The organism is Rhizomicrobium palustre, assembly GCF_011761565.1.
Lineage (GTDB): Bacteria > Pseudomonadota > Alphaproteobacteria > Micropepsales > Micropepsaceae > Rhizomicrobium > Rhizomicrobium palustre.
In genome coordinates, this window is sequence record NZ_JAASRM010000001.1 from 481,739 (window position 1) to 503,539 (window position 21,801).

Below are 21,801 nucleotides of genomic sequence, written 5' to 3' on the forward strand. Positions count from 1 at the left end.
CGAGGCTCCCATGACCATGCAAATCCTTCCCACCACCTCCACCATTCCCATGCCTGCCGAAACTGCTCCGCAGCAGAAATGGCGCCGCCGCAAACACGCCCGCCCGGAGGAAATCTCCAAGGCAGCGCTGACCATCTTCGCGCAAAAAGGCTATGCCGCCGCCACCATGGCCGATATTGCCGCGCTGGCCGGCATCACCAAGGGCACGATCTATCTTTACTTCCGCAACAAGGAAGATCTCTTCAACGCGCTGGTGCGTGAGCATATCGCCGACAAGCTCGCCGAAAAATTCAATAGCCTTGAAGACGATGGCGATGATGTCGTGCGAGCCATCACCCACTGCTTTGATGTGGTGACCGAGATGGTATTGACCGATGAAGCGCTCGCCCTCGGGCGCATCATTACCGCTGAAGCGCGCAACTTCCCCGAATTGGCGCAGTTCTGGCGTACAGAGGTGATCGACCGGCTCTTGTCGCGCATCACCACGCTGATGCAGCGCGGGGCCGAGGCGGGCGTGATTACGGCGGTTCAGCCGGAAGCAGCTGCCCTGCTCTGCCTAGCACCAGCCCTGCAGTCGCTGATATGGCGTTCGACTTTCGATTTTGCAGAACGCGAATGCCCGGATCCCCGAAGCCTGATGGGCCAGCAGCGCGCCATTATCCTGCAAGGGCTGCAAGGCGGCGGACGTGCCTGACAGAAGCTGAATGAAAATGGGGGCGGCCTTTTGAGCCGCCCCTTTTTTATTGGCTTAGAACTGATTGATGATCGTCAAGCCGAAGGTCGTTCCGAGGTTCGGATAGATCGACGCGCCATAAATGCCCTGGTGGATATTGTTGCCGCGGGTCGGCGGCAGGGTATTGAAGATGTTGTCGACATTGAAGCGGATATCGAGGTCGCTGGAATAGGCGTAGTCCAGCGAGATATCGTTGAACACCTTGGCACCCGTATTCGGCATGTCATAGGCGTCCGGCGGCGGCGGGGCCGCGCTGGACATGCTGCCTTCGATGAAGGTGCTGCCGATGAAATGCGCGCGCCAGGTGAAGGAGAAATTGTCGAGTGTATAGGTCGCGCTGCCGAGCATATTCCACTTCGGCACGCCCAAGGTCCCTTCGAGCTTAAGCTCGGTGGCGGGGTTCTTGGCATCGGTAAGCTGACGCAGCTTATCGAGATAGGTCGCCGTCAGGCCCAAAGACAGACGGCCCGGCGCCGACGAGTAGATATCGGCCAGATCGAAATTATAGTTGGCATTGAAGTCAAAGCCGCTGGTGGAGAGACGGCCGACATTAAGCTGGGTCGCCGCAACATTGGTGATGGTGTGGTTCGCGGCGCGGGTGATCTGGGCACAATAGACATTGCCCGTAACCGGTCCCGGAAGATCGACGCAGTTATTAAGCAGCGACTGGATCGGGATGGTGCCAATGGCATCGCTGATCTTGATGTTGAAATAGTCCAGCGTAGCGGTGAAACCGGGCAGGAAATCCGGCGTGAAGGCCGCGCCCAAAGTCCAGGTGTTGGAAGTTTCCGGCTTCAGCGCAGGATTGCCGCCCACGGTGCCCGGAAGCGTCGCGCCATTCTGCGGCGAGACGTAACCGGCCGGAACGCCCAGCGCGGCGCAATTGGCCGCGCGATTGGCCGATTGGTTGATCACGCTGGTATCGCAAGGATCCTGCGCGAAGGTGAAGTTCTGATTCACCGGCGAGAAAAGCTCGGTGATATTTGGCGCACGCACCGAGAGCGAACGCATAGCGCGGAAGCGCAAGGAGGAAATCGGGCTATACGTACCGCCCGCATTCCACGACAGATGCCCGCCGTTATTATTGTAGCTGGAATAGCGGATGGCGCCCTGCACCGTCAGGTCGTTAACCAGGAACAGGTCTTTGACGATCGGCACGCGCACTTCACCATAGCCTTCGGACACGCCGACATGGCCGGACACCGGGCTTTCGCGCGGATAGTTAATGTCGGTAGTCTGCAGTGTCCAGGATGGCTGGGTGCGCCCGCTATCCTGACGGAACTCGACACCGATGGCAGTATCCACCGTGCCCGCAGGCAGGGTGAAGAGCGAGCCCGTCAAGCTCGCGCCCGCATCGAGCTGGCGAGTCGAGGATTGATAGATGTCGTTTGCGCGAACCCAATCGACGGCTGCGGGGTTGGCATTGCCGACGCCGAATTCATTGAGCGGCAAACAACCCGCGGCACGCGCGGTGGCGCTGCGGCAAGCGGGTGCGCCATTCAGCATCACCACATCAATGGCCTGATTATAGCGCGTGAAATCGCGACCATTGAGCAGGCGGGTGGATTGGATGTTATCGCCGTATGAGCCGTAAAGCTGATAGGACCAGTCCGAGAAGACTTTGCCTTCGATGCCGAAGGTATAGCTCTGCATATTGCGATCGGCCTTGGAGGTACGCTGGCCGAAATTATCGTCATTGGTCCAGAACTGGGTGCTGGTCACGCCCGCGTTGGTCATCAGCGAGACGACCGAGGCCGGCAGATAGGGATTGTCGATGGAGAAGACCGGATTGGCCCCGCCCGCGAACGGGCTTTCCGGAGGCTGCCAGGACGAGGTCACCTTGGTTTTGACATAGCGGCCCGAGAAGAAGAAATCGACGTTATCGGCGACGTGATAGGTGAATTTCGACATCAGCGCGAAACGTTCGAGTGGCAGAGAGAGATTGTCGTACTGCTCGTAGAAGCCGCCATCGCCGCCGATCGAGCGGCCGTTCATATTGCCGATGGCGCCATTGTTATAAGGCGTAACGCCTTTGGCATCGCCGGTGAAATTATAACAGCTGGAAAGGCAGAAATAGCCATTCGCCGACGCGCCATTGAAGCGGATGTTGGGGCGCTGGATGTTGTTCGGAATGCCGTCATTATTACCGGTGTTGGCGGGGTTGCGGATATAATTGAAGCCGCTGACACCATAATCGCGCGCCGTGGCCTTGACGCCATTGGTGCGGTCGTAAAGGAAATCCATCACCAAATTGCCGCGGTTCTGCGCGACATTAGTGCCCATAGTCACTTCCGCGCCCAAGGTGGCGCCATCGCCATAAGCGGTGATGCCGCTATGCAGACGGGCTTGGAAACCTTCGAAGTCCTTTTTCAGGATGACGTTGACCACGCCGCTGACCGCATCGGCGCCATAGACCGCCGAGGTGCCGCCGGTGACGATTTCAACGCGATCCACCAGCGCCGCCGGAATGGTGTTCAAATCGATAGCAGCCGAGCCCGGGGTCGCCGCGACCTGGCGATGCCCATCAACCAGGGTGAGCGTGCGGTTGACGCCAAGATTGCGCAAGCTGATAAGATTAAGGCCGACATTGGTGGCCTGGCCTTGACTGTTGGAGCCGTTGAGGCCGTTACCGATGACCGGCATCTGACGCAGGAGCGAGGAGATGTTCTCGACACCCGCCGCTTCGATATCGGTCGAGATCACGCTCGACACTGGGACCGGCGAAGACAAATTCGTCTGCACCAGGCGCGAGCCGGTGATGACCACACTCTCCACCTGGCTCGATGTATCGGCCGTGTTGGCGACCGCGCTGCCCATAGAGACAAGCACCATAAGGCCAGTTGTGGAAAGCAATCGTGTTCTATACTGCATATTATTCCCCCGTAGAGTACGAGTTTCCGTACCTGGCCGAGGTGCATACCGCACCGCCGGACAGTTCTGAGCCGCGCGCCATCAGGCAATACGGCACCGGTGCCCTCCGATGATGGAGAGCCTGATTTCGTTATCTTGACCGCAGACGTGCTGCGCGAAGGTTCAGGGTTTTCTGTTTGCCATATGCGCCTTTCTTCCTGAGCTATCGCTCATTGGGGCGCCTCATCTGTCTTTTTGCCTGAGAGTATGACCCCGTCGGCGGACCCCAAAAGGCTTGCACCCGGGATCTCTTTCCAGATTGTACTAAACCTGTACGGTTCTTTTGCCTGAGAGTTTCCGAGGCGGTTGCTCCTTCGGCGCTGGCGAACCAATCTCTCCCATACAGGTCAAATTTGGTAAGCCAACTGCACCATCGCTGAAAGATGCTGTCAACGGAGCGAGCGCGCGAGCAATGGTGATGCTTCGTGCAGTTCTGCAGCTGCACCTGCACACGCAAAAGGCATGCACGAATTCATCTCAGCCGAATACAGTATTTACGGCGAGGGCTGTGCCTGAAGGAGATGCAGTGATCTGTCTCAGCGATGTGAAAAAATTTTCTTACATGCATGTGACTGCATTCGATTTCTGCAGGGATAAGTTGATGCGCACGCAAAGCTCCTCTTCCGGTAGGAAGCCTGGCGCAGCAACGCACCATCATCACCGCATGCGCGATTTGTATGTACTGCGTCTATTTCAGGAAACCACTAGCCGAAAATGGCCGCAATGGCTGCGAGGCTATCGTGCCCGAGACGCATCGCGCCTTCATGCGACCAGCACGGCGCAGCAGCGGGGATCTCCTCCGCATCCTTGAAGGGCATCTCCAGCGTGAGCCCGACCGCATCAAAACGCCTGCCTATGGCTCTGGCGCACATACCCGGCGCGCCACTTCCCGCATAACTCGCATCATACCCAACAGCAACCTGGAAGGCCGGATTCTCCTTCAGCAGCGCGGCGTTGAAACGCGCGAGGCCCGCACTGCGTTCAGGCGAGGCTTCAGGATCACCATCGGTGAAGATATGAGGAATGGTTTCGTCGCCATGCACATCGACCAACGCCGCGCAACCCATCTCCTCCATCGCGCGCAGAATGGCGGCAATCTCCGGCGCCAGGACCGGATCGGGCTGCGCCCATTGCCGGTTGAGGTCGAGCCCAGACGCGCTGCCGCGCAGATGCCCGCGCACCGCCCCGTCGATATTCGCGAGCGGCACGATATGGAAGCTCATTTCGCGCAGGAGTTTTTGCGCCAAAGGATCGGCGGAAACGAGGCGGCGCAGGAAACCCTCCACCCACCAACTCGCCATGGTTTCGCCCGGGTGCTGGCGGGCGACGATCCATACCGGTGTTTCGCCCTGCCCGAGGCTGACGCAATGGATCGGCCGGTCTTCATGGGATTTGCCGAGAACACGCAACGATGCGCCTGCCCCGCGTGCATCTTCCAGCAACGCCTCCAGGCGCGCCACTGTATAGGGGACAAAATAGGCAAACCAAAGAGTTTCGCTTTGCGCGGTGTAACGGATGACGAGCGCGCCGTCTTCATAGCGCGTGGTGGCGCGTAGCCAGGCCTCGCCATCCTCACTGACAAAAGCGCGATAGCCCGGCCAGCCTTCAGAATAGGTCGTCGCATGCGCGTTGCGGATGGTGAGTACCCGTTCCTGCCCCGCACCGCCGGTGAGCTTCACATAGAACCATTGCGACCAGGGCGCGTCCTTGTCTTTGGCAATCTCGATCTCGGCCCCGTTGGGCGTGAGGGCGATGAGCTTGCCATTACCGCCTTCGAAATCGCTGGAGAGGTGAAGCGCTTGCATATCGGGCGATCCTTACGGCTTAGGCGGAACAGGTTTGGGCGGCTGCAGCGTGCCGGGATGACCTTTGATGCGGGACTGCAAATCCTTCACCGCGGTTTCGAGCTGCGCGTCACGGCCATCCATCAGATAGGGCTGGTCGTTATCGACTTCGATATCCGGCGAGACGCCCTCGCCTTCCACGATCCATTCGCCATTGGGACCGGCGAGCGCATATTGCGGCACATAGATGGTGCCGCCATCAATTAGCGAGCCGGTATCGCCAATGCCGATCACCCCGCCCCAGGTGCGCTTACCGATCAAGCGGCCACGCCCGGTCTGCTTGAAGGTCCAGGACATGGTATCGCCATCGGACATGGTGGTTTCATTGGCGAGCATATCGATCTCGCCCGTGAAGGCCTGGGTATAGCCGCCCCAAGGATAGGTCTGCGGGATTTGCAGGCCCATGATGTAGCCGCGCGTATAGGCCTGGCGGATCAGACGCTCCAACACGATACGCGAGACCTGACCGCCCTGATTGCCGCGAATATCGACAATGATGCCGTCTTTGCGGATCTGGCCGAACCAATCCTTGACGAATTCGCGAAGCCCGGTCGGCCCCATATCGGCAAGATGCACATAGCCGATGGTGCCGCCCGAAAGCTTATCCACCGTGCGCCGCGCGATGGCACTGCGCTCAAACCGCATCAGCGCCGCTTCATTGGAAAGCGTTTTAATGCGGATTTTCCTGGTTTTTCCGGCCGCATCACCGACCAGGATCTCCACCGTGCGTTCGGCCTTGCCTGCCAACAAGGTGTAAGGATTGACCTCCGCACCAACCGGCTGACCATCAATGGCGAGAAGGGCTTCGCGAGCCTTCACCTCTGTGCCAAACGCCGTGAGCGGCGAGCGATAGGTCGGATCGGCGTTATCGCCTTCCAGAATATGAGTAAAGACCCATTGTTGCCGGGTCTCGTCAAACGCAAAGCGCGCGCCAAGCAGTCCGGTTCTGGGCCTGTCCGGCGTGTCCTCTGCACCGCCGGTGACATAGGCATGGCCCACGCCCAGCTCCGCAATCATCTCGCCAATGAGATAATTCAGATCCATCCGGTTGCCGATGCCGGGCAGCTGGGCGCGATAATGGGCGCCAATCGCGGCCCAATCGCGGCCGTGCATTTTGGGATCGTAGAAGAACTCGCGATAGCGCCGCCAAGCTTCTTCATAAGCCTCCGCCCATTCCTGGCGCGGATAGACCAGCGCCGAAAGCGACGAGATATCGATCTTATCGGGATCGCCATTCAGGTGAACCACCGAATAGACCCGCTTGTCATCGCGCACCAGGAAGTCGGTATTGGTGAGGTTCGCCGAATAGAAACTGGCGCCCTCCTTCAGCTTCTTCGCCTTCTTCGTACTCAGATCATAGCTGTAGAGCGTGCCGTTGGCATCCCAATTGCCGAAATAGACCTCGTCGGTGACGCGATAGAACAGCTGACCCTTGCCAACGGAGAGATCGGTATAATTGTCTGGCTCCAACGGGGCGCGGATCAGACGCTGGGCGAGCCCCTTGAACTCGATCGGCGCGGCTTTGGCTTGCTTATCCTTTTGTGCCTCTTCGTTGCCGCTGGGCGCGGAAAAGAGCGGCGGCGCGTTCTCCTGCAGGGCCAAGGCAAACACACGCGTCTGCTTGTTGGCCGCGAAATTCCATTCCGTCTCGGCGATCTGCAGATTGACGTCGCGCACCGAGAGGAACCAGAGATAATTGCCATCCGGCGACCAGGCGGGCTGGAAAGAGCTATATTGCGGATCGGTGACGAGCTCGGTCTTGTTGCTGGACGAATCCCAAATCTGGATCGCCATCATGTCGCTGGGCTGAATCTGCGCATAAGCGAGATAGCGGCTATCCGGCGACCATTCATATTGGCGCGCATACCAGGCCTTGGTAGTACCGATGACGGTTTTGGCACCGCTGGCGCGATCCACCATCACGAGATTGCCGCGATCATCCATCACCGCGAGTTTGCGCCCATCGGGCGACCATTTTGGCTCGTAATAGCGGGTTTTTCTGCCATGGGTGAGCTGGTGCGCAGGCGCAGTTCCGCTTGCATCCACCGTCCAGATTTCTTCCTCGCCGCTGGCATCCGAGACGAACGCAATCGAGTTGCCATCGGGCGACCAGGCAGCCTCGCGCTCATGCGCGTTGGAGCTGTGGGTCAGGTTCAACACCGCGCCGTCTTCCGCGGTTGTTTTGACAAAGATATCGCCGCGCGCGACGAACAGCACGCGCTGGCCCTTCGGCGACAGCGCCGATTGCTCGATCTGGCGCGAAACATTGACCACATGCGGGCGGACCAGCGTATCTTCGGCAGGCACGTCAATATTCAGCGCAGTTTCCGTGCCGGTGGTCGCGTCATAAAGATGGATGGCCCCTTCGAGCTCGAAGACGATCTTTCCGGCCGCGTCGCCGCTGGCAAATTTCGCATCGGCGTCGGTAAAGTGCGTTACAGCGGTGGCGGCTGAGGTAGCGGGATCGTAGCGATAGAGGTTCGCCCTTCCATCGCGTTCTGACAGGAAGAAGATACCGCGGCTGTTCCAGACACCATCGGTATCGGAGCGCTTGTTGTTCTGAAGCTGGGTCAGCTTCTTGGTGCCGAAATCCAGGATGTACTGATGCTGGACGAGCCCGCCTTCGTAATGCTTCCAGGTACGAAAATCGGTGGAGAGCGTCGAGAACAAGAGGCTCTTTCCATCCGGCGCATAGACACCCTTGCCCGCGCGATACATCGGCAGCGCGATGACTTTGCCATCGCTGAGCGCAACGGTGTAAAGCCGCCCGTCAATCGGCCCGGGCTGATCGCGCAAGGACCGGAAGAGCACCGATTTTCCATCCGGCGTCCAGCCATTGACGCGGTTGTCATAGCCTTGGCGCGGATCGAGCGGCCCCATGGAAGGCTGGAAAGTCAACTGACGCGGCGCGCCGCCTTCTGCCGGAATGACATAGACCTGCTCATCACCGCCATATTGGCCGGTGAAAGCGATCCATTTTCCATCCGGCGAGAATTTCGCGAAAAGCTCGGCGCCAGCGCCTGAGGTGAGACGCACCGCCTTGCCGCCCTTGGTACTCGAGAGCCAAAGATCACCAGCATAAGAAAAGACGACCTTGTCGCCATACACATCCGGGAAATGCAGGTATTTCGGCGCGGCGGCATTGGCGGTGCCAGTGACGGACAAAAGAGCCAAGAGGGAAAGCATTCGGCGCATGGCGTGTCTTTCGATAAATGTCGTTGGCACAATGTTCGGATCGGCAATATTCGCGAAAACGCCTCTAAATCAGCACTCCACGACGTTGACGGCGAGACCGCCAAGGCTGGTCTCTTTATATTTCGAGCGCATGTCGTTACCGGTCTGGCGCATAGTTTCGATCACCGCATCCAGAGAGACGATGTGCTTGCCATCGCCTTGCAATGCCAAATAGGCCGCGTTGATCGCTTTCACCGCCCCCATGGTGTTGCGCTCGATACAAGGAATTTGCACCAGCCCGCCAATCGGATCGCAAGTCAGGCCGAGATTATGTTCCATGCCGATTTCGGCGGCGTTTTCGATCTGCTCATTCGTTCCGCCAAGTGCCGCGGCAAGCCCAGCGGCCGCCATGGAACAGGCCACCCCAACCTCACCCTGACAGCCCATCTCGGCGGCGGAAATGGAGGCGCGCGAGCGATAGAGAAAGCCGATGGCGGACGCAGCCATTAGAAAAGTGCGCGAGCCTTCCGCCGTCGCGGTGCCGATGAAGGTCTCATAATATTTGAGCACGGCGGGCAGAATACCGGCTGCCCCATTGGTTGGCGCAGTGACCACACGCCCGCCCGCCGCGTTCTCTTCGTTCACGCAAAGCGCATAGAGGCTGACCCATTCGAATACCTGCGACGGCTCGGTGCGTGGCCCGCGCGCCAGAAGCTTCAAATGCAGCGCCTTGGCGCGGCGGCGCACTTTCAAGCCGCCCGGCAGCTCGCCTTCCGCGCGGCAGCCTGCATCGATAGAGGCCATCATCGCGGCACGCACGGAATCGATGAACTCCACCGTCTCGCTTTTGGCGCGCCAGGTTTCCTCATTCGCCCACACGATGTCGGCGATCGAAAGCAAATGCTCACGCCCGATGGCGAGCAGCTCGGCGCCTGAGGTGAAGGGATATTTCACGGTGGCATTGGACACCACCGGCGCCTGCCCCTTAGCGAGGATCGCTCCCCCGCCGATAGAGAAGTAGGTCTGCGCAACCTCGGAACGATCAGCATAGCGCGCGGTGAAGCGCACCGCATTGGCATGACCCGGTAAAAACTTGCCTTTGTGAAACTTGATATCCTTGGAAGGATCGAAAGCGATCTCGGCCTTACCGCCCAAAAGCAGCGTGTTTACTTCCCTTATATGCGCGATCATCTGCGGCGTGGCGGCGGGATCCACTTTTTCCGGCAGCCAGCCACCGAGCCCCAGCATCACCGCGATATCGGTGCCATGGCCTTTTCCGGTGAGGGCGAGCGAGCCATAAAGCTCACAGAGAATGCCGGTCGGCGTGCCTTTTTCCAGCGCCATCACCGCGAAAGCACAAGCCGCACGCATCGGACCAACGGTATGGGAACTTGATGGCCCTATGCCGATGGTGAACAGATCCACCACACTGAGCGGCGGGCACAGTTTCGGATCGGCCGGTACAACACTCATATGCACGCCCCTTTGCTGATGATCAGCATGTCGTGCCCCTTCTGTCTGTTTGCCTGAGATCGTTATCCCGTCGGCGGACGCTGAGGCGCCACTTTTCAGAAGTCTCTTTGCTGCGTGGTCCTTTTGCCTGAGAGTTTCCGGGGCGGTTGCTCCTTCGGCGCCGGGCTTACACCGGTCTCTCCCACGTCAGCGGTCGCGATATTGCCGTGCTTGTATTTTTTGTCAATCGGTGGTGCAACGCAAGGACGCTCTGTTTTTCATCACGCCTATAAAAGGATCGTGAGTTGATGACGCTTCGCCAGATCGCCAGCGTGGCCGTTTATGTGAGCTTAAGCATCTTTGGCGCGCGGGCCGCAGAAGCAGCAATGAATACCGACGCCCTGGTGACCGAAGGGCGCATCCAAGACATTCAACACGCCATCGCCGAAAAGCGCACAACTTGCGTGCGTGTAGTTAAAGCGTACCTGCGCAGAATTGAGGCATATGACAAGCCGCTTAAGCTGAACACCATCGCCCTGATCAATCAGGCTGCTTTGGAGGATGCGCGCAAGCTGGATGAAGAGCCGCAAAGCTTGCGCAATACGAAGCCGCTCTTCTGCGTACCGCTTCTGGTCAAAGACAATATCGATACGGTCGGCTTTCCCACCAGCGCCGGATCAAAAGCGCTGCTCGATAATTTTCCGGCCCAGGATGCAGCGATCATTCAGCGCCTGAAAGCGGCCGGCGCAATCATTCTTGCCAAGACCAATATGGCCGAATGGGCCTTCAGCCCGCGCAATACGGTGAGTTCGTCCTATGGCGTTACCGCCAACGCCTATGACCGCGCGCGTACGCCCGCAGGTTCATCAGGGGGAACGGCCAGCGGTATAGCGGCGAGCTTCGGCTTGGCAGGGCTTGGCACCGACACCGGAAATTCCGTACGCGGACCATCATCCTTTACGAGCCTGGTTGGCATGCGCCCAAGCCTCGGCCTTGTCAGCCGCAGCGGTATCATCCCCTTGGAGCTTGATCGCGATACCGCAGGCCCCATGACCCGCAGCGTGGAAGACAATGCCCGCATTCTGAGCATCATCAGCGGTGAAGATGGCGCGGATTCGATCACCCAAAATCCAGCTGCCCGCGCCAAGGTTGAGTACATAAAATTCCTCAAACGGGACGCCTTGAAGAGCGCGCGGATCGGTGTGTTGCGCGCCCTGGCGCCGGTGGAGGACACCGATCCCAAAGTGCTGGCCACCTTCAACCGCGCCATCGAAGAGCTTAAAGCCGCAGGGGCCACGATTGTCGAAGCGGTGGAAATTCCCAATCTCAAGATTCATCTCAACGACGGGTATTATTGTTCGCGCTTCGCGTTTGACGTGAACACCACACTCGCCAAGGCGCATTCCCCCTCCAAGGTAAAGGACGTGGAAAGCGTGTATCAGGCTGGGCTTTACGCGCCGCAAAACGAATACGACTTCAAACGCTTTCTGAAGAATTCCAAATCCGACCCCGGCACGACCTGCCCCTATATGCTGGATCATCCAGGCCGAGCTGCTTTCCTGAAGGATGTGGAAGCGGCGATGGATGGCGCCGAACTCGACGCGCTGATCTATCCCACCTGGCGTTTCCCACCGCCAGCGCAGGAAAACGCCACCAGCCAATACAAAGGCGATAACTCGCAGCTGATCTCGCCCGCCACCGGCATGCCCGCGATCACCGTACCCGCAGGGTTCACGGATGGCCTGCCGGTAGGTTTGCAAATGCTTGGACGGCGCTTCGACGAGGGCCGCCTCTATGGCCTTGCGTATAGCTATGAGCAGCACACCCATTGGCGCAAACCGCCGTATGGGCTCGACCCGCTCGAAGCCGCCCCCGGCACGGATAAGTAGAAACGCCATCCAATCAGCCAGCCATTGGCAAAGCCCGGCGATCCGTGCATAAGCCGTCGCGTCCGTTATGACGATACGGGAGAGACCGGGACACCGGCGCCGAAGGAGCAACCGCCCCGGAAACTCTCAGGCAAAAGGACCGTATCGCCAGGACGATCTGAAGAGCGATGCGGAAAGGCATCCACCGAAGGGGTAGTCCGTGCGCGGACGAAACTCTCAGGTTCCATGACAGGTGGGGCGCCGCGGAATTGCGGGTGCCAAAACGCTTGCCATGAGGACCTTATAAATGGATCAAATCTTCGCCTTTTCTCGCGCAGGCGCCGCCCTTCCCTGGCTTGGAAGCGCCAAAGGCGTACTGATGGCGCTCGACTATGCGGGGGTGGCTGTTTTCGCTATGACCGGGGCACTTGCCGCCGCAAGGAACCGCCACGACTTCATCGCATTCGCGGTTTTCGCTCTTGTCACCGGCATTGGAGGCGGCACGCTGCGCGATATTATCATAGGTGCACCGGTATTCTGGATCCACACGAGCGGATATTTGCTGGTGTGCATCATCGGAGCCACACTGGTTTGGCTATTGGGCCATCGCTTGTGGCGCTCCAGCGCGCTTATCTGGCTGGATGCAGTGGGGCTCGCCGGATATGCGGTGCTGGGCGCATGGAAAGCGTTGGATGCGGGCGTGGCCCCACTCGTCGCTGTAGCTATGGGCGCAATCACCGCTGCCTTTGGCGGCATCTTGCGTGATATCTTCGCGGAGACCCCTTCCGCACTGTTGCAGCGGGAAGTCTATATCACCGCCGCTCTTGCCACCGCCGCGACATTCGTGATCTTGCGAGCGACCGCGCTGGATCCCATTTTATGCGGCATCATCGCTTTTGGCGCTGGATTTGGGCTGCGCGCGGGGGCCATTACTTGGCAATGGAAGCTTCCAGGCTTCCAGCGCACGCCTTGAGCGTTGTGCGGTAGTCTACGCCCAATCTTGAGTTGTTCGAATATGGAGGTATAGTCGAGACCTCGTGCAAGCAGGCTGTGGCCATCTCGATCTCTTCGCTGCGCCGTGGCATGCACCAGAGGCAGCCATCAAGTACTGAAGCCATGAGTGATCTGGTTCTGATTGCGGAAGACGATAAAGAAATCGGCGAGATTCTATCCGCCTATTTCGAACGCGAGGGATTTCGAACGGTCAATGCCGCCGACGGCAAGATCGCCCTCGACCTGCATCTCGCTCTGAAGCCCGATATCGTGCTCCTGGACGTGAAGATGCCCCAAATGGACGGATGGGAGGTGATCGCGGAAATCCGCCGGCGTGGAAATACGCCCGTGATAATGATCACCGCGCTCGATAAGGATATAGATCGCTTGCAGGGCCTGCGGATCGGCGCCGACGATTACGTGGTCAAACCGTTCAACCCCATCGAAGTGGTAGCCCGTGCTAAGGCGGTGCTTAGGCGCGCGAGCGCTGCAAGGTTCGGCGGTCTGCTACGGGTGGGGCCCGTCACCATCGATCTTGATAGCTATGTGGTACAGGTCAATCAGGGCAGCGACACCTCCACGTTGCAGCTAACGCTGACGGAATTTCGCATTCTGGCGCATATGGCGCGCATGCCCAGCAAAGTCTTTTCGCGCGGCGAGCTAGTGGATGCATGTCTTCCCGGCGGCGATGCGTTGGACCGGACCGTCGACAGCCATGTCAGCAATTTGCGCAAGAAGCTTGATGCCGCCGGAGCCGCGAACATGCTCTCCGGCGTGCGCGGGGTTGGGTATCGTCTCATTTCGGGGTGACTATGTGGCGCAAAGGCCTAAGCCGGCAGATATTGGTGTCGATGACGACTGTCAGCGTCCTCGTCGCCATGATCGTGTTTTGGGGCGGGTACGCGACCTACGTCATTATATTTTCGTATTTCCCGCAGCTCATAAATATGGACGACCCGCTGCCCGATGTAACCGATCTGGCAACACTTGCCATGTTGGTAGCAATCGCGCTGGGCATTTCATTCCTGGTCTCGCTGAAGCTCGCGGTTCGGATATTGGTGCCGCTCAATTCACTTGCGGAAAGCGCCCGGCGCATCACTGCAGGCGATTTGACAGCGCGCGCGGAGCCAGGTGACCATTCCCTCGGCGAGACCGCCAATCTGGTGGCCGACTTCAACACCATGGCGCAGAAGCTTCAGGACATGACCGCCGACATGACGGCGTGGAATGCCGCCATCGCGCATGAACTTCGCACACCACTGACGATCTTGCGGGGACGGTTACAAGGCATCCACGATGGCGTTTTCGCACCCGATGAAAAAACCATACGAAATCTGCTCCATCAGGTGGATGGCCTTTCGCGACTTGTGGACGATCTCAGGCTGGTGACACTCGCCGCTAGCGGCCGCATGGAATTGCAAATCGAGCAAGTCGCGCTTGCGGAGCAAATCAGGATCGTGGCCGATCTGGTGCAACCCAATTTGGTGGAAGCAGGTTTTACCCTCTCGCTAGATCTTTCCGAGATGGCCGTAGCGCTAGACCCAGTACGGACTCGGCAGGCCTTGCTCGCACTACTCGACAACGTGCGGCGCTACGCCAATCCTGGCACAGTGGTGATCGCCATGTCCAAGCTTGGCTCCTATGCGACCATCCGGGTCGAAGATAGCGGGCCAGGGCTGCCGCCGGAATTTGCCAAACAGGCTTTCACCCCCTTTGCCCGCGCGGACGGCTCGCGCTCGCGCAGCTTTGGCGGCTCAGGCCTTGGCCTCTCGGTGGTCGATGCCATCGCCAAAGCGCATGGCGGCAAGGCAAGGTATCGCACCTCGGAACGCGGCGGCGCTGTGTTCGAGATGCTGTTCCCCATAAAGGCCTAGCGTTCAGCTATTACCGCGGTGCGGAACGATGCGGATTTCGACGCGACGATTGCGCGGTTCGTTCACGTTATCGCCCGTGGGAACCGCAAGCTCCGTCTCGCCAAAGCCGCGCGGAGAAATGCGCGCCGAGGCCACGCCGTTATCGGCCAGAACCCTGGCGACCGTCACCGCGCGGCTGCGCGACAACCCCATATTATAGTCGTAGCTGCCGGTCGTATCGGTAAAGCCGTCCACATCGATCAGCGTCTTGTCGTAATGGCGCAGCACCTCGGCCACGGCGGCGATGGTGTGAATGGCATCGGGATCAAGATCACTGGAATTGACGTCGAAAAGAATGTCGTTGCGCATGACCAGCACGATATCATCGCCATCACGGCGCACGCTGACCCCGCTGGCACGCAAGCGCTGGCGCAGCTCCGTTTCCTGATCGTCCATATATTTGCCGACAAGACCGCCCGCCAGCGCGCCCACGGCACCGCCGATCAACGCGGTCTGGCTGGTTTTGCCCCCGGTATTGGCGAGCGCCCCGATGAGCGCCCCGGCGACCCCGCCGATGACCGCCCCCTTAGTGCTGTTCGAGGTCTGCTCCTCATCCGTATAGGCGTTCTGCGTTTGGCACCCGGCCAGAAAGAGCGAGCTTGCGGCCAGGAGAAGGGCGAATTTCTTCATCAGAACATCTCCAATCAGCAACTTAATGTGTGATGCGCCGCGGCGGGTTTCAAGCCGGGTTTTAAAAACGCGAGACGTTCACTTTCGCGAAACTTTGAAGCGTCCCAGCACGAAGACAAAGAATACCGGCACGAAGAATATAGCCAGGGCCGTGGCGCTGACCATCCCGCCGAAGACACCCGTTCCAATCGCATGCTGGGTTTCAGCGCTCGCCCCGGATGCAAAGACCAGCGGCAGCACCCCCAAGGCAAAGGCCAGAGAGGTCATCAAGATCGGGCGCAGGCGCAGCCGTGCTGCATTAATCGCGGCCTCGGCAAGGCTTTGGCCCTGCTGCCAGAGCTGGCGGGCAAACTCCACGATCAAGATCGCATTCTTGGCAGACAAGCCGATGATGGTGATCATGCCGACCTTGAAGAAGACGTCATTGGGCATGCCGCGCAACAGCACCGCCGATACAGCACCCACCAGGCCCAACGGCACTACCAGCATCACGGAAAGCGGAATGGACCAGCTTTCATAGAGGGCGGCCAGCACCAGAAACACCACCAGAATAGACAGCGCCATCAAAAGCGGCGCTTGCGCCACCGATTGACGCTCTTCAAAGGATTGCCCTGTCCAGGCCAGCGAGAAACCGGGCGGCAATTGCGTTGAGAGCTTCTCCAGCTCTGCCATGGCCGCGCCGCTGGATATCCAGGGATAGGCAAATCCGGAAATATGCATGGCGGGCAGACCCTGGTAGTGCTGCAGCTGCCGCGGCATAGAGGTGTGCACCGGGCTGACGACCTCGCGCAAGGCCACCATGCCGCCCGCGTTGTTGCGGACATAAAGCTTCAGCACATCATCGATCTGCATACGCGACCCCGTATCGGCCTGCACAATGACCTGTTGCATGCGGCCGTTATTGGGGAAGTCGTTGACATAGAGCGAACCCATGGCAATGGACAGCGTATCGCTGATCGCAGCGAAGGGAACACCCAAAGCTTCGGCCTTCTGCCGGTCAATGGTCAGGTGAATGCTGCTGCCAGGGGCGAGACTGTCGCCATAGACATAAGCAAGCTTGCTGTTACCTGCGGTGAGTTCCAGAAGCTTGTCCTGCACCGCTTTGAGCGCAGCATAGCCATGATTGCCGCGATCTTGCAGATAAACACTGAAGCCCGACGAGGTGCCGAGTTCATCGATCGCCGGCGGTAAAAGACTCATGATTTCGCCTTCCGTCGCGTTGGACATGGCAGCGGTGGCCGCGGCTACTTCCTTTTGCGCGGTTGCGCCGTGGCGCTCGCCCCAATCCTTCAAGGTGGTGAAGATCATGGCCGTGTTGGGGCCGGAGCCGGAGAAGGAAAAGCCGAGAATCGAAATGGTGGTGCCAACGCCCGGGCGGGTGGCGGCGTGTTTTTCATAAGCCTTCACCGTTTCCAGGGTGCGCTGCTGAGTTGCCTCGGCAGGAAGCTGAATGGAGGTCATGAAGTAGCCCTGATCCTCATCCGGCAAGAAGGATGACGGCAGAAAGTAGAGCGCAACACCCAAGAGCGCGGAAATCGCGGCAAAAATCGTCATCATCCGCGCGGATTTCTTAATCACGGCGGCGGTGCGCTTTTGATAGCCCTGGGTGAGCAAATCGAATTTATGATTGAACCAGCGGAAGAAGGCATTCTTGCCATGCCCGCCATGGCTGACCGGCTTCAGCAGCGTAGCGCAAAGCGCTGGCGACAGGCTGAGCGCCAGGAAGGCCGAAAACAGGATGGACACCACCATGGCCAGCGCGAATTGCTGATAGATGATCCCGACCGTTCCGGTCGCCAGCGCCATCGGAATAAACACGGCGGTCAGAACCAGGGTGATGCCGATGATGGCACCGGAGATTTCCTGCATCGCCTTGATGGTCGCCTCTTTGGGCGAAAGGCCTTCCTGTGCCATCAGGCGCTCGACATTTTCCACCACCACAATGGCATCGTCGACAATAATGCCGATTGCCAGCACCATGCCGAACATGGTGAGTACATTGATGGAAAATCCTGCCGCAAGCATGACCGCGAATGTGCCAAGCAGCGCGATGGGCACCACGATGGCAGGGATGAGGGTATAGCGCACATCCTGCAAGAACAGGTACATCACCAGGAACACCAGCACCATCGCCTCAAGTAGCGTGTGCAGCACCTTCTCGATGGAGATCTTGACGAAGGGCGCGGTGTTATAGCTGATCGCGTATTTCATGCCCGGAGGAATGGACGGGGCAAGTTCAGCCAAGCGCTTTTCCAACGCCTCCGCCGTTTTCACGGCATTGGCGCCCGGGGAGAGCTGCACTGCGGCGGAGGTGGACGGTTTGCCATTCTCGCGCGTGACAAAGCCATAGGATTGCGAACCAAGCTCCACCCGCGCGACATCGCCCAGCACCACCTTCGAACCGTTTGCATTGGCGCGCAGCACGATGGCCGCAAACTGTTCAGGCTTGGAGAGCTGGCCCTGCACCGTCAAAGGCACACTCACCCGCTGACCTTTGCGGGCCGGCTCATCACCGATCCGTCCAGGCGCGATCAGGATATTCTGCTGGCTGATGGCGGCGGTGAGATCGCTCATCGACAAGCCAAAAGAGACGAGCTTGATCGGGTCGACCCAAATGCGCATCGCCTGCTCTGAACCGAAAAGCTGAACGCGCCCGACGCCGTCCACACGGCGCAGCTCCTCAAGCAGGTTGCGCGCCATGTAATCGCTCAAGGCGACTTCGTCATACCGGCCATCCTGAGAGATAAGATCGACCATCAGCAAAAAGCTGGAACTGGCCGATTCCACCTGCAAGCCATTCTGGCGCACGGTTTGCGGCAGGCGCGCTTCCACCGCCTTGAGGCGGTTCTGGACATCAACCTGCGCCATCTGAGGATCAGTGCCGGGCTTGAACGTGGCCGTGATAGAGGCCGAGCCCGATGTATCCGCGGAGGAGGAGAAGTAGAGTAGATTTTTGACGCCTGATAATTCGCGCTCGATCAAGCTCACCACGGAGTCGTTCATGGTTTGCGGCGAGGCGCCAGGGTAGCTGGCCGTAATGCTCACGCTGGGCGGCGCCACGGAGGGGTAGCGCGCAATGGGCAATTGCGGGATGGCGATCAGCCCCGCCAGCACAATAAAGATGGCAACCACCCAAGCGAAAACCGGGCGTTCGATGAAAAACCGCGACACGGGCGATACCTCTTGAAATTCAGTGCTGAGCAGACGCCGTTTTCACGGCCCAGATCTGCGGCACCACCGCGAGACCATCGCTGAGGCGTTCACCGCCCTCGACCACCACTTTGTCCCCCGGCTTGAGACCGGAGACGATGCGATAACTATTGTCCGCCAGCTCGCCGATACGCACGCTGAGCTGATGGGCGCTGTTCTTGGCATCGATCACCCAGACAAAAGTCTTGCCGCTCGTGAAGGTGACTGCTTGCTGGGGCACCAGCAAGGCGTTGGCGTAACTTGCCACAGGCAGCCGCGCCCGCACGAACATGCCCGGCAAAAAGGCATGATCCTTGTTGTCCGCAAGAATGCGCAGGAGAACATCGCCCGTTCCCGCATCCACGCTGATGCCCGAAAATAGAATCTGCCCGGAAATGGGATAGGGCTCGCCATTGTCACGCAGAATGGCGGCAGCGGCGCCACCGGCCTTGCCATCCGTGGTCGTGCGCCGCAAGGCTTGCGCCGAAGAGGTGGGCACGCGGATATCGACATAAACTTTGTCGATCTGCTGAATGCGCGCCATCGGCGTTGCATCGGACGGCCCGACCAGCGCGCCCTCAGTAATCATGGCCTGATCAATGCGGCCATCGATCGGCGCATCTACGGTGGCGAATTTAAGATCGAGCTGACGGCGCTGCAGGGTGGCCCGCGTTTGCGCGACATCGGCGAGCGCCTGCTTGCGGGCGGCCACCGCCTCGTCATGAGCCTGTGCGCTGATGGCATTGGCCTGAAGCAGCCTTTCCATGCGCGCAGCTTGGTCAGCGGCCTTGGAGAGCTCCGCTTCTGCGCGCTTTAGGGCGGCTGAGGCGACATCGGCATCGGCCCGGAACGGCGCCGCGTTGATCTGATAGAGCGGCTGGTTGGCTTTCACCTCTGCGCCCTGCTCGAAAAGACGGCGCTGAACAATACCACCGACCTGGGCGCGGATTTCCGCGACGCGCACAGCATTCACGCGGCCCGGAAAATCCTCCGTGACCTCCACCTTTTGCGGCTTCAGCACGACGACCGCAACTTGGGGCGGCGGCGTTTGAGTATCGCTGCCACACCCCATCACGGTGAAGGCGAGGACAAAAGTGGCCAAGCCCACGCCGATCTTTAACTTTGCCGGTACACGCAGCATAGCGGCTCCTTAACTTGCGAGCCTGCTATCTCGGGTACGCGTGTCGGGCGACTGCCAAGGCTATGTGGAGGATTGGTGGATGAGACCAGCTTTCTGACCCAGCCACCTCGATTTTGGTAAACTAGCTCTTAATGACCGGGGTGCAGCCCTGGCGCTTCCTGGCCGGTGCGGGCAACATATTCGGTATAACCACCATTATATTGATGGATGCCTTCCGGCGTCAGCTCCAGCACGCGGTTGGACAGCTTTGCCAAAAAGTGGCGATCATGCGAGACGAAAAGCATGGTGCCTTCAAATTCAGCCAGCGCCGCTACCAGCATCTCCTTGGTCGCCATATCGAGATGGTTGGTCGGTTCGTCAAGCACCAGAAAGTTCGGCGGATCAAACAGCATTTTCGCCATCACGAGACGTGCCTTCTCGCCGCCCGACAAAACGCGGCAGGGCTTTTCGACGTCATCACCTGAGAAGCCGAAACAACCCGCGAGATTGCGCAGCACGCCCTGCCCCGCAGTAGGAAAGCTTTCTTCCAGAGATTCAAACACGGTGTCGTCACCGTCCAAGAGGTCCATGGCGTGCTGGGCAAAATAGCCCATCTTCACAGAGCTGCCGATGGTGACGCTGCCTTGATCCGGCGTGATGGCACCAGCGGCGAGTTTCAACAGCGTGGACTTGCCCGCACCGTTTGCCCCCAAAATGCACCAGCGCTCCTTGCGGCGGACCATGAAATCGAGCCCAGTATAGATGGACTGGCTGCCATAGGATTTGTGTACGCCCTTGAAGCTCGCCACATCATCACCGGAGCGCGGCGGACTCTTGAATTCGAATTGTACGGCCTGACGGCGACGAGGCGGCTCCACCCGTTCGATCTTATCAAGCTTCTTCACCCGGCTTTGCACTTGTGCAGCATGAGAGGCACGCGCCTTGAAGCGCTCGATAAACTTGATTTCCTTGGCGAGCATGGCCTGCTGGCGTTCGAATTGCGCCTGACGCTGCTCTTCGGAGAGGGCGCGCTGCTGCTCATAGAAATCGTAATTGCCCGAGTAGGTAGTGAGCGTACCGCCATCGATTTCGACAATCTTACTGACGATGCGGTTCATGAAAGCACGGTCATGCGAGGTCATCAGCAGCGCGCCTTCGTAATTCTTAAGGAAATCTTCCAGCCAGATCAGGCTTTCAAGATCCAAGTGGTTGGAGGGTTCGTCTAGCAGCATGGCGCTGGGGCGCATCAGGAGAATACGGGCAAGCGCCACGCGCATTTTCCAGCCGCCTGAAAGCGCGCCGACATCGCCGTCCATGCGCTCCTGGCTGAAGCTCAAACCCGCCAGCACTTCGCGCGCACGTGCTTCCAGCGCGTAGCCGTCCAGCTCTTCGAAGCGGTGCTGCACCTCGCCATAGCGCTCGATCAAGGCTTCCATCTCGTCCATGCGATCAGGATCGACCATAGCGGCCTCGAGCTCGGCCATTTCGGCGGCGAGCGCGCTGACCGGACCGACACCATCCATCACGGCAGCAACCGCGGTTTGGCCTTTCATCTCACCGACATCCTGACTGAAATAGCCAATGGTCGTGCCGGGATCGATCGAGACTTGGCCGTCGTCAGGGCGGTTCTCGCCCGCGATCATGCGGAAGAGCGTCGTCTTACCGGCGCCATTCGGCCCGACGAGGCCCACCTTCTCGCCCTTCTGAATGCCCATCGAGGCTTCGATGAAGAGGATCTGGTGGCCGTTCTGCTTGGAGATGTTATCGAGGCGAATCATAGGGTCCGTGCAACTCAAAAAGGGTAGAAATCATTCCCACTCGACCCACCTTTTGAAATTACTCAGAAATTTCAAATACATAGTTGCGAGCTCTAGTGCTCCAGGTAACATGAACGATAGGGGGAAGCAAGATTTCGGCGGCTTGGCGCTACCGCGAAAGGAAAATGGCGAGCACCGCGAACACGGCACTCGCCACC

Annotated in this window: 13 protein-coding genes and 5 riboswitches; of the genes, 5 read left to right on the forward strand and 8 right to left on the reverse strand. The window is 59.2% G+C overall.

Annotated elements, in window-relative coordinates:
• Positions 1–10: 10 nt before the first annotated feature.
• Positions 11–694: a TetR/AcrR family transcriptional regulator gene (locus FHS83_RS02110; protein ID WP_167080410.1), complete on the forward strand. Its 684-nt coding sequence runs from the start codon at positions 11–13 to the stop codon at positions 692–694.
• A 54-nt stretch (positions 695–748) separates the two neighbouring features.
• Here the strand turns inward: FHS83_RS02110 and FHS83_RS02115 are convergent, their stop codons facing one another.
• The 4 genes from FHS83_RS02115 to FHS83_RS02130 form a co-directional block, all read right to left on the reverse strand.
• Positions 749–3,604 (reverse strand): TonB-dependent receptor domain-containing protein, encoded by a 2,856-nt coding sequence (locus tag FHS83_RS02115; protein ID WP_167080412.1) that lies wholly within the window; start codon positions 3,602–3,604, stop codon positions 749–751.
• Between the two features lie 304 nt (positions 3,605–3,908).
• A riboswitch (glycine riboswitch) is annotated at positions 3,909–3,994 on the reverse strand.
• 353 nt (positions 3,995–4,347) lie between these two features.
• Complete coding sequence (locus tag FHS83_RS02120) at positions 4,348–5,448, reverse strand: M14 family metallopeptidase (RefSeq protein ID WP_167080414.1); 1,101 nt, start codon at positions 5,446–5,448, stop codon at positions 4,348–4,350.
• A gap of 12 nt (positions 5,449–5,460) precedes the next feature.
• Positions 5,461–8,682, reverse strand: coding sequence for a S41 family peptidase (locus FHS83_RS02125; protein ID WP_167080416.1), 3,222 nt, complete (start codon positions 8,680–8,682; stop codon positions 5,461–5,463).
• Positions 8,683–8,751: 69 nt separating this feature from the next.
• On the reverse strand, positions 8,752–10,134 hold the full coding sequence (locus FHS83_RS02130; protein ID WP_167080418.1) for an L-serine ammonia-lyase: 1,383 nt from the start codon (positions 10,132–10,134) through the stop codon (positions 8,752–8,754).
• A 31-nt stretch (positions 10,135–10,165) separates the two neighbouring features.
• A riboswitch (glycine riboswitch) is annotated at positions 10,166–10,239 on the reverse strand.
• Positions 10,240–10,328, reverse strand: a riboswitch (glycine riboswitch).
• Positions 10,329–10,421: 93 nt separating this feature from the next.
• Here FHS83_RS02130 and FHS83_RS02135 point away from each other — a divergent pair.
• From FHS83_RS02135 to FHS83_RS02150, 4 genes are all read left to right on the forward strand, one after another.
• Positions 10,422–12,002, forward strand: coding sequence for an amidase (locus FHS83_RS02135; RefSeq protein ID WP_167080420.1), 1,581 nt, complete (start codon positions 10,422–10,424; stop codon positions 12,000–12,002).
• Between the two features lie 66 nt (positions 12,003–12,068).
• Positions 12,069–12,154, forward strand: a riboswitch (glycine riboswitch).
• Between the two features lie 3 nt (positions 12,155–12,157).
• Positions 12,158–12,236, forward strand: a riboswitch (glycine riboswitch).
• 52 nt (positions 12,237–12,288) lie between these two features.
• A complete protein-coding gene (locus FHS83_RS02140; RefSeq protein ID WP_167080422.1) occupies positions 12,289–12,954 on the forward strand; it encodes a trimeric intracellular cation channel family protein in 666 nt (221 codons plus the stop codon).
• Between the two features lie 143 nt (positions 12,955–13,097).
• Positions 13,098–13,784, forward strand: coding sequence for a response regulator (locus FHS83_RS02145; RefSeq protein WP_167080424.1), 687 nt, complete (start codon positions 13,098–13,100; stop codon positions 13,782–13,784).
• A gap of 2 nt (positions 13,785–13,786) precedes the next feature.
• Positions 13,787–14,848, forward strand: coding sequence for an ATP-binding protein (locus FHS83_RS02150; RefSeq protein WP_167080426.1), 1,062 nt, complete (start codon positions 13,787–13,789; stop codon positions 14,846–14,848).
• A 3-nt stretch (positions 14,849–14,851) separates the two neighbouring features.
• Here FHS83_RS02150 and FHS83_RS02155 read toward each other — a convergent pair whose 3' ends face one another.
• The 4 genes from FHS83_RS02155 to FHS83_RS02170 form a co-directional block, all read right to left on the reverse strand.
• On the reverse strand, positions 14,852–15,517 hold the full coding sequence (locus FHS83_RS02155) for a YiaD family glycine zipper/OmpA-like lipoprotein (protein WP_167080428.1): 666 nt from the start codon (positions 15,515–15,517) through the stop codon (positions 14,852–14,854).
• 78 nt (positions 15,518–15,595) lie between these two features.
• Positions 15,596–18,688 carry a multidrug efflux RND transporter permease subunit gene (locus FHS83_RS02160; RefSeq protein ID WP_167080430.1) on the reverse strand — a complete coding sequence of 1,031 codons (3,093 nt, stop codon included), beginning with the start codon at positions 18,686–18,688 and terminating at the stop codon, positions 15,596–15,598.
• Positions 18,689–18,707: 19 nt separating this feature from the next.
• Positions 18,708–19,847: an efflux RND transporter periplasmic adaptor subunit gene (locus FHS83_RS02165; RefSeq protein WP_167080432.1), complete on the reverse strand. Its 1,140-nt coding sequence runs from the start codon at positions 19,845–19,847 to the stop codon at positions 18,708–18,710.
• Between the two features lie 128 nt (positions 19,848–19,975).
• On the reverse strand, positions 19,976–21,604 hold the full coding sequence (locus tag FHS83_RS02170) for an ABC-F family ATP-binding cassette domain-containing protein (RefSeq protein WP_167080434.1): 1,629 nt from the start codon (positions 21,602–21,604) through the stop codon (positions 19,976–19,978).
• Positions 21,605–21,801 lie beyond the last annotated feature (197 nt).